This is a genomic window from Oceanobacillus luteolus, assembly GCF_042678205.1.
Taxonomy (GTDB): Bacteria; Bacillota; Bacilli; order Bacillales; family Amphibacillaceae; genus Oceanobacillus; species Oceanobacillus luteolus.
The window spans coordinates 1-8,854 of sequence record NZ_JBHUDE010000116.1; the positions used below are offsets into that span (position 1 = coordinate 1).

10 protein-coding genes and 1 riboswitch are annotated in these 8,854 nt (G+C 39.5%); all 10 genes read right to left on the reverse strand.

The window, feature by feature from the left end; translation table 11 throughout:
• Positions 1-382: 382 nt before the first annotated feature.
• Positions 383-823, reverse strand: coding sequence for a carboxymuconolactone decarboxylase family protein (locus ACFSBH_RS13130; RefSeq protein ID WP_379597940.1), 441 nt, complete (start codon positions 821-823; stop codon positions 383-385).
• A 226-nt stretch (positions 824-1,049) separates the two neighbouring features.
• Positions 1,050-1,751, reverse strand: a complete 702-nt coding sequence (locus tag ACFSBH_RS13135) for a GNAT family N-acetyltransferase (protein WP_251516735.1) — start codon at positions 1,749-1,751, stop codon at positions 1,050-1,052.
• Between the two features lie 104 nt (positions 1,752-1,855).
• Positions 1,856-2,473 (reverse strand): thiamine phosphate synthase, encoded by a 618-nt coding sequence (thiE, locus tag ACFSBH_RS13140; protein WP_251516733.1) that lies wholly within the window; start codon positions 2,471-2,473, stop codon positions 1,856-1,858.
• Complete coding sequence (gene thiM, locus ACFSBH_RS13145; protein WP_379597932.1) at positions 2,454-3,248, reverse strand: hydroxyethylthiazole kinase; 795 nt, start codon at positions 3,246-3,248, stop codon at positions 2,454-2,456. Before thiM ends, thiE begins: the two co-directional genes overlap by 20 nt.
• Positions 3,245-4,063, reverse strand: coding sequence for a bifunctional hydroxymethylpyrimidine kinase/phosphomethylpyrimidine kinase (gene thiD / locus ACFSBH_RS13150; RefSeq protein ID WP_251516727.1), 819 nt, complete (start codon positions 4,061-4,063; stop codon positions 3,245-3,247). The genes thiM and thiD overlap by 4 nt, the downstream gene beginning before the upstream one ends.
• Positions 4,064-4,158: 95 nt before the next feature.
• Positions 4,159-4,272, reverse strand: a riboswitch (TPP riboswitch).
• 578 nt (positions 4,273-4,850) lie between these two features.
• Positions 4,851-5,444, reverse strand: a complete 594-nt coding sequence (locus ACFSBH_RS13155) for a hypothetical protein (RefSeq protein WP_379597934.1) — start codon at positions 5,442-5,444, stop codon at positions 4,851-4,853.
• Entirely contained in the window at positions 5,407-5,769 is a 363-nt protein-coding gene (locus ACFSBH_RS13160; RefSeq protein ID WP_251516724.1) for a nuclease-related domain-containing protein, read from the reverse strand. Before ACFSBH_RS13160 ends, ACFSBH_RS13155 begins: the two co-directional genes overlap by 38 nt.
• Positions 5,770-5,896: 127 nt before the next feature.
• A complete protein-coding gene (locus ACFSBH_RS13165) occupies positions 5,897-7,027 on the reverse strand; it encodes a bifunctional cystathionine gamma-lyase/homocysteine desulfhydrase (RefSeq protein WP_379597937.1) in 1,131 nt (376 codons plus the stop codon).
• A 1-nt stretch (position 7,028) separates the two neighbouring features.
• Positions 7,029-7,952, reverse strand: a complete 924-nt coding sequence (locus ACFSBH_RS13170) for a PLP-dependent cysteine synthase family protein (RefSeq protein WP_251516718.1) — start codon at positions 7,950-7,952, stop codon at positions 7,029-7,031.
• Between the two features lie 34 nt (positions 7,953-7,986).
• A complete protein-coding gene (locus ACFSBH_RS13175) occupies positions 7,987-8,628 on the reverse strand; it encodes a class I SAM-dependent DNA methyltransferase (RefSeq protein WP_251516716.1) in 642 nt (213 codons plus the stop codon).
• Between the last annotated feature and the right edge of the window lie 226 nt (positions 8,629-8,854).

Genomic DNA, 8,854 nt, shown 5'->3' on the forward strand with positions numbered 1-8,854 from the left:
ACGGGATCTAGTCCCACGGGTGCGACGTTCTACCCCGACTACCGTAATAATAAAACCTTATAAAAAAAGGTCAACCAGTAATTTCTGGCTAACCTTATATTACGATCTGGGTGCTCCATATATTTATAGGATGTAGACGCCCCGCCTATGATCATTTTATTCAATGATCCTTGAGCATGGATGCCGTATTTCAAACCTAGCATCCCGCCTGTCGAATGACCACCAAAAGTATAGATATGTATCGTTACAACCTCACGCGGACAGTTTGAGGTTTTTATAAAAGGTGAGGGAGAGCCGATTTGTATTACTCACCTTTTGTCCAATCACTTTAAATCAGTAATAACCCAGAATATTTCTTTTCCCCTAACGTATTATGGATCAGCTAATCTTTAACCGTATTCCCCATTGAAATTGCCAGCCGGTTCCACATGTTGATTTGATTAATGATTACAATTAAATCTACATATTCCTTTTCATCATAATGTTCTCTTACGCGTTGATATAATTCGTCATCAACTCTCTTTTCCGAAATCAAAGTAACATGCTCTGCTAATTCCAACGCAACCTTTTCTTGAGGACTAAAGATATCTGTTTCGCCCCATGTTTGTAACTGAGCTATCTGTTCGTCGGTCGCCTTCCGCTTTCTAGCAGCTTTTGTATGCATGTTTATACAGTAACTGCAACCATTAATTTGTGATACCCACAATTTGATAAGTTCGATTAGTAATTTATCTATTCCCGTTTTCTTCGTGTACTTCTCCATCTCCAGCATGTTTTCCAATGCTTTAGGTGCAACTTTAAAATAATTGATCCGATTATCCATGTTCATCAAGCCGGCACCTTTCACCAATCCCTTATTGACGAGACCACTCATTTTACTACCCCATTTCCGTTTTTGATTCTCAACTCTCCCTTAACAATATATTCTTTCTCTGTGGTCTATTCTCCTTTTTCCTTTATCAATAAATGAAACAAGCTACCATTAGTATCATGGTAGCTTATTTTAGGACTTATAAGATTTTTTCTAAATTTTTTCTCCTGTTTCCTTGTTAAGGACGCTTTGTATACTGTATGTAAAACTTGTCTTTATTCACTACCAACTGAATTCCTTCCCATTCTGATGCAAGTAGTCTTTGTTGCATTTCAATATCATCCATGGGAATGAATTTATTCTCTTCTCTTTCGAGTTCATCCTCTTTCAGTAAATCTTTTATAAAAACATAGCGCAATTTTTCTCCATAGACCTTTTCCAAAGCTTTAATTTTCATTCTTTGGTTAAATTTATCCTTTAAACTCGGAATATTAAAGGGGGCTACTGTACAACAAACGTATTGAAAATCTAGCTGAGAATTTTCCAGTTCATTCATGATGAGGTGAGCTAATTGCTGCTGCATCCTGTTTCCGCGATACTCAGGATGGACGAGAGAAACTTCCTGATAAATCACTTTTGGTAATTCCTCTTGTGTTAATCCTGCAAATCTACCTAAATGATGATCATCAATTGGCGGAATTAATAGTGCACGGATCGCAAAAAGCTTGTTTTCCACAAATGCACCAATCATCAAACCGTTTCCTTCAAGGATGTTACGGAATTCATCTTGTGATAGTTTTTCTAAACTTGCTTTATCCTCCAACTGCTCCATCACAGTATCTTGAAGTAATAAGATGTCAGAGATATATTTTGTAGACAAACGCTTTACAACAAAATCTTTATGTTTAGTTTTCAAGTGGCCGCTGTATAGTATAGTCACTAGTTTCACCTCGAATATAGTATTATGTCATTATTTCATACTACTATATTCTATTTCAAGAACTAAAAAGCAAAACGAGTGGCCATTCGTTTTGCTTTTTAGTTTTATAGGTTGTGTACAGCTTCTTTAATCTGATCAGAATGAGATATGGCAGTAACAACAGCCAAACCATCAGCGCCTGCATCCAATACCGTATCAGCATTCTCCGGCTTTATACCACCGATCGCTACGATTGGTAATTCAGGATGCAATTTCCGGATGTCTTGCAACCAAGCAAGTCCAGCAGGCTTCTTTCCAGGCTTCGTTTGTGTGGCGTAAATTGGGCCTGCCCCCACATAATCGACCAAGTCGATTCGACTTTTCTTCACTTCATCGACGCTGGTGACAGAGAGTCCAATAATTTTATCTGGAAATTGCTCTCTTACTTTTTCCACAGGTGCGTCTCCTTGGCCAACGTGAATTCCATCAGCATCCAAGGTTTCCGCTAAATCGACCTTATCATTTATAATGAAAAGAACTCCATGATCTTTACATATTTTTCTCAGTTTTCTTCCCAACTCGACTTCCGCTTCGCCACTGAGTGAATTTGGCCCCTTTTCCCGATATTGGAATGTGGTGATACCAGCTTGGATTGCCTCTAGTAATGTCTCTTCTGGATCACGGATACAATCTTGGCTTCCCATCACAAAGTATTTTCTTAGTTTAGCTGTTAATGGATTCATGTTGTTTTTCTCCTTTTAGTATTGCTGCATCCATAGAAAGTGCATCAAGAAATGTAGCCATAAATGTTCCCGGTCCTTTTACATGGTCCTGGGCAACTGCATATTCTGCGGCCAAGCCATAAAACTCAACAGCCGTCAGTAACTGCTCCTCAATGGAGTCATCCGTAGATAAACAACTACACATAATCGAACCAAGCAAACATCCGCCTCCTGTTACAAGTGTTAGATAATGATGACCGGTATCATTGGTAAAAATACGTTCACCGACACAAATGACATCGGTTTTACCAGACACGACTACAGCTGTATCATATTTCTCAGCAACAAGTTTTGCTGCATCCTCAATATTTCCATCCCCGACTGAATCAACACCTTTCACTTTCCAGTCCATTCCCGCAAGATGGGCGATTTCACCAGCATTACCCTTGATGACAGTCGGTTTCACTTCAGCCAGTATCCTGTCTACAGCTTGGGAACGGAAAGGAGTTGCGGCATTCCCAACCGGATCAACAAGGACTGGAATACCTTTTTCATTTCCTGCTTTCCCGGCAGCTATCATTGCTGGAATATCTTCTGCGGCTACTGTACCGATATTTATATAAACCGCATCGGCATTCTTGGCCATATCCGCAGCTTCATCGATTGATTTAGCCATCACTGGACTTGCTCCAAAAGCAAGGGTACCATTCGCAACAAAATTCATTGTCGGGGCATTCGTTAAATGATGAATTAACGGTATATTTTCTCGCACTTTTTGAATGATTTTTTCGTTCATGATATTTCCATCTCCTTTTTTATCCTTGGTGCCCAGTGGTTCGTTGGACCGCTTCCCTCTCCAATATCCAAGGAATGTTCGATTGCCTGTGTTATGTATGTTTTTGCATATTCAATCGCCTGTAAAATTGGATAATCTTTTGCTAAATAAGCTGTAATAGCTGCCGATAGCGTACATCCTGTTCCGTGCGTGTTTTTCGTGTAAATTCGTTTACTCGTAAAGCGATGGAAGCTTTCCCCGTCATAAAACACGTCGACAGCTTTCTCTTTATCAATAATATGACCTCCCTTAACGAGAGCAGATTTTGCACCAAACTTTTTCACAATCATTCGAGCCGCATTTTCCATATCGTTAAGATTACGAATCGTGAGCCCGGTGATTGTCTCTGCCTCTGGAACATTTGGTGTCACTACAGTTGTTAACGGCAGTAAGTGGGCTTTCAAATAGTCTTGCGCCTCCTCAGCAATCAGCGGATCGCCACTCGTTGCGACCATTACTGGATCCATTACAAAAGGTGCATCAATCTTTGCTGCATGTTTTGCGACCGTCTCCATGACCTCAACACTTGCCAACATGCCAGTTTTAAAAGCATGTACTGGGATATCATTTGTGATAGATTCAATTTGCTGATTGATGAAGTCAATCGGTGCATGATGCACTCCCTGAACACCAGTTGTATTTTGAGCGGTAAGTGACGTGATCACCGACATACCATAGGTTTGCAACTCCTGAAATGTTTTCAAATCCGCCTGTATCCCTGCCCCGCCACTTGGGTCTGACCCCGCTATTGTTAATGCACATGAAATATTCGTCATGATTCTGCCTCCATCCTTTTTGTCTTTACTTTTCAAATAAAAAATGCCAGGTCCAAATTAATGAACCTGACAATCGAAAGTCTAGTATAAGGCAAACACATTCCAGACTACTTCCCTCCGCTGGCATCACCCAGATCAGGTTCAAAAGAGTTGGAAAGCATACCGGCTTTCCTCTCAGCCCCCATTATAGGGCACCCCTAGTAGTAATTATTGTATTATTTTATTGTATTCAATTAATAGGATGCCAGATTGGTTGGAGAGTGTCAAGGAAATGACCATAGAGTAATATTAAGAACGTAATAGTATGTCTGGTATGTGTATTTTTTTATAAAAGAATATAACTAGAGTCGGGTTAAGTGCATGTAGTGATTGTCTCTACTACTCATTCATGTCCTTAGAATCGAGTTAAGTGCACGAAGAGATTGTCTCTACTATTCTTTCATGTCCTTAGAATCGGTTTAAGAGCATGAAGGAATTGTCTCCACCACTCATTCATGTCCTTAGAATCGGAATAAGGACATGAAGAGATTATCCCTGCCACTCATTCATGTTCTTAGAACCGGGATAAGGACATGAAGAGATTACCCCTGCCACTCATTCATGTTCTTAGAATCGGGATAAGGACATGAAAAGATTATCCCTGCCACTCATTCATGTTCTTAGAACCGGAATAAGTGCACGAAGAGAATGACCCCAAACTCATTCATGTCTTTAGAATCGAAATAAGGACATGAAGAGAGTGACCCCAAACTCATTCATGTCCTTAGAAAAAATAGCATCAGAAAAGCTATGCCTTATTAGAGTCTATATAATAGGTCCATCTTCCAGTTCCGACAGCTTTGTAATGTTGTGATAAAATTCTACGTATTGTCCGAAAACCTACAATTTGGCACCAATCATGTATCTGAACTGTGGTTATTCTCTTATCGGGAAATAAAATCTTAAATTCATCTACAGCTCTTAAAACCGCACCTGTAACATTTTCTTGATGACCGCAAGCATCACAAATGCACTTTCGTTTAACAATGTGGACAAACAGTCTTCTACAGTTTGCACAGGTAATTCCCTTATTCAAATCTTGATATTCAAAATTAGGGAGTTGTTGGTAGCGTGAATTGTCATTACTTAAGCTAATTAATCTTTTGACAAGTCTTCCGTCATTTTCACTTAACCTTTGGTTTTCATTGCCAATTGAATCAAGATACTTTTTTATTTGATTGGGGAATATGATCGGTTTATCAATTGGTGCTTGATATAGGATAAAACTAGGATGGATAAATACGAGAAAAGAAGAAATTGACTTGTTGGAGCCAATACTCCGGAGCAGTTGCCGAAGAAGAGATTCAGTTCTGCTTAACTGATGCGGGGTTAACGACTTCAAAACGTGGTTTCTTATAAAACTTTTCACCTTCAAAATAATACTCTCCATTATAGTTCTTCACTTCAAACAAATAGATTTTAGACGCTGTCACAATTAAACTATCAATTTGAAAAGTCGTCTGTTTTGACTCAAAAAGCAAATCATATAAAACGAGGCCATTCCCCTCTGATTGTTCGATAAGTTTGGAGAATTGCATTTCACCTTCATAACCTTTTTTTAGATTATCATAAAAATGATTTTCCCGTGTTGTTAATTCTTTTCTATCTTTCAGCAATTCAAAGAGCACTAATTCTCTAGATTTTTTACAGCGTTTAATAACTCTCATTTTTCACCCCCCTCTTTATTAAAGCTGTCCAACTTATTATATCATAAATCTCAATATTCTTTCATTTTCACAGACCAAAAAGCTGCCTCCATCCAAGCGACGAAGGCAGCTGTCAATTTTCATTTATTTACTGTAAAGCCTGATCCAAATCCTCAATAAGATCTTCTACATCTTCTAAACCTACTGAAATTCGAATCAAGCCATCCTCTATTCCCAATTCAAGTCTTCGTTCTCTTGGAATCGAAGCGTGTGTCATTTTTGCCGGTAAGGAAATGAGGCTTTCAACGGCTCCTAGGCTCTCAGCTAGAGAGAAGTAGCGAACTTTATTTAATACGTCTAATGCCTTTTCTTCACTCTCCACGGTGAAGGAAACCATTCCCCCAAACCCGCCAGATTGTTTAGCATGGATATCACGATTCGGGTGCTCTGGTAATCCTGGGTAATACACCTTGCCGACCTTCGGATGATCCACTAGATATTCAACAATCTTCTGGGTATTGCTTTCGATTTCTTCCATACGAATTCCTAATGTCCGGATTCCGCGAACCAACAACCAGCTGTCATTTGGAGCCAATACCCCACCAGAAGCATTCTGGATAAAGTGGATTTCTTCTCCAAGCTTTTCATCGTCCACGACGACAAGTCCTGCTACAAGGTCACTATGCCCCCCTAAATATTTCGTAGCGCTATGAACGACAATGTTAGCTCCCAGATCAATCGGGTTTTGCCAGTATGGTGTATTGAATGTATTATCAGCAATCAGCAATACGTTTTTCTCTTTCGCAATGTTTGCTAATTCCTTGATGTCGGTAATCTTCAGCAATGGATTAGTCGGTGTTTCGATGAAAATAGCTTTTGTTTCTTCGCGGATCCCTTCTCTCACCTTGTCCAAATCACTTGAATCAACAAAGTCTACATCAATATTTCGACGGTTTAAGATTTTTGTCATGTAACGGAACGTCCCGCCATAGACATCATCAGTCAATAGGATATGATCTCCCGCTTGGAATAAATCCATTACTGCCGCAATTGCCGCCATTCCAGAAGCAAAAGCAAATCCACGTTTTCCTTTTTCTAAGTCTGCTATCAACGTTTCTACGGCGTCTCGTGTCGGATTACCTGTTCTGGCATATTCATAAGTAAAATTACCAACACCGTTTTGTTTGAACGTACTTGCCTGGTAAATCGGTGGCGACATGGCACCAACGTTTTTATCGATATCCGCTCCACCATGTATTAATCTTGTTTTCTTTCTCATCCTATTCCACTCCTTTGTATATTCCTGTGCTTAAGTATCGTTCACTGCTATCAGGGAATATAGTGACAATATTTGTTCCCGGTGGTGCATTTTTGGCTTCTTGTAATGCAGCCTCCAATGCAGCTCCAGAAGAACTTCCGACAAGCAATCCTTCTGCTTTTGCTATTTCTGCTGTTCTAGTAAATGCCTGTTCATCGGAAATCGTATAAATTTCATCGAACAAATCGGTATCAACGAATCTTGGGATAAACTCCATTCCGATTCCTTCTGTTTTATGGGGACCAGGTTTGCCGCCATTTAAAATGCTACCCTCAGGTTCTACAATGACTGTTTTGACTTGTTGTTTGTTTTCTTTTAGATAGCGGGCTGTACCAGTAAACGTCCCCCCTGAACCAGCTCCTGCAATAAAGACATCAACTTTTCCATCAAGATCATCCAATAATTCAGGTCCTAAGCTGTTGTAATACGTATTTGGATTATGTTCATTATGAAATTGATTAGGTAAAAAAGCATCGGGAATTTCTTCAGCCAGCTCTTTGGCCTTTTTAATAGCGTGTTCCATTCCGAGCTCTGTTGGTGTATTCACCACTTTTGCTCCAAGTGCCCGCATTAAAGTCTGTTTCTCCACACTGAATTTTTCAGGGGTGACGAATATTGCCTGCAATTCATATTGAATTGCTGCAAGCGCTAATCCGATTCCGGTATTCCCTGCTGTCGGCTCAATAATGGTGCTTCCTGGCTGCAGTTTTCCCTCCTCGATTGCTTGTTCAACGAGATAAAAACCTAATCTATCTTTAATGCTGCCCCCAATACTTAAAAACTCTAACTTTGCAAAAAGTCTTACTTGTTCTGGCAATTCATAGCAAGTAATTTCATACATTGGTGTATGCCCAACTAATTGGTTTAACTTTTGTTTTATTCTCATGCTTTCCCCACCTGTCTTCCTTACCTTCTATACTTTAATCAACTAATCTAGCTTCCATGATCCAAACAAAATCATTCATCTGTTCAAAGCTTGATGTAAAGCCATTGTTTTCCAATATTTGTTTCATTTTGGGGATGGTCGTATAAAACTCCGTATTCAAATCCTCAGCCAAACGGTGATAATTATTGTTTTTTGCCTGAAGATAAATTGCTTCCCTTGCCGCATCATTTTCAAAAATGGTATCACCAAAAACGATTTTGCCACCATTATTAAGGATTTCTCGATAGTGACGGATCGCTTGTTCTTTCTCTTCATCTGTCAAATGATGAAACGCATAACTGCTGACAATTGAGTCGATTTTCTTTTCCTGAGAAGGGAAGGAAAGGAAATTCCCTTTTTGAATGATAGCATCAGGCAGTTTGTATTGTGCGATTTTCCGCATATTTGTAGAAGGCTCTATTCCAACGACTTCCAATCCATTATCTATAAGCTTTTTTGTCAAGTTCCCTGTCCCCACTCCAAATTCGACAACAAAACCATGTGAGCGTTGAACGATTGCATCAAGAATAGTTTCATAGTTTTTAAACACATCTCTATACTCTTCATCATTACCATGCACCGTATCATCATAGCTCGCCGCCCACTGATCGAATAACTCATTAAATTGCTCAGGCACCTTTATCACCTTATTCACATAGATTTACTTGGTATTAATATATAATATAACAGGGAAAAAGAAATGTGACAACGTTTTCGTTAAAATAAATCAAAACCACCAGTGTGAACTGGTGGTTTGATCTGCGGCTGAAAGCCTCTATTACCGGCCTCGGCCTAAAAGGCCCACTGAATGGGTTTCCCTTCTGCACCACACTTACTCACTGATTCTAAAGAATCTCTTATCT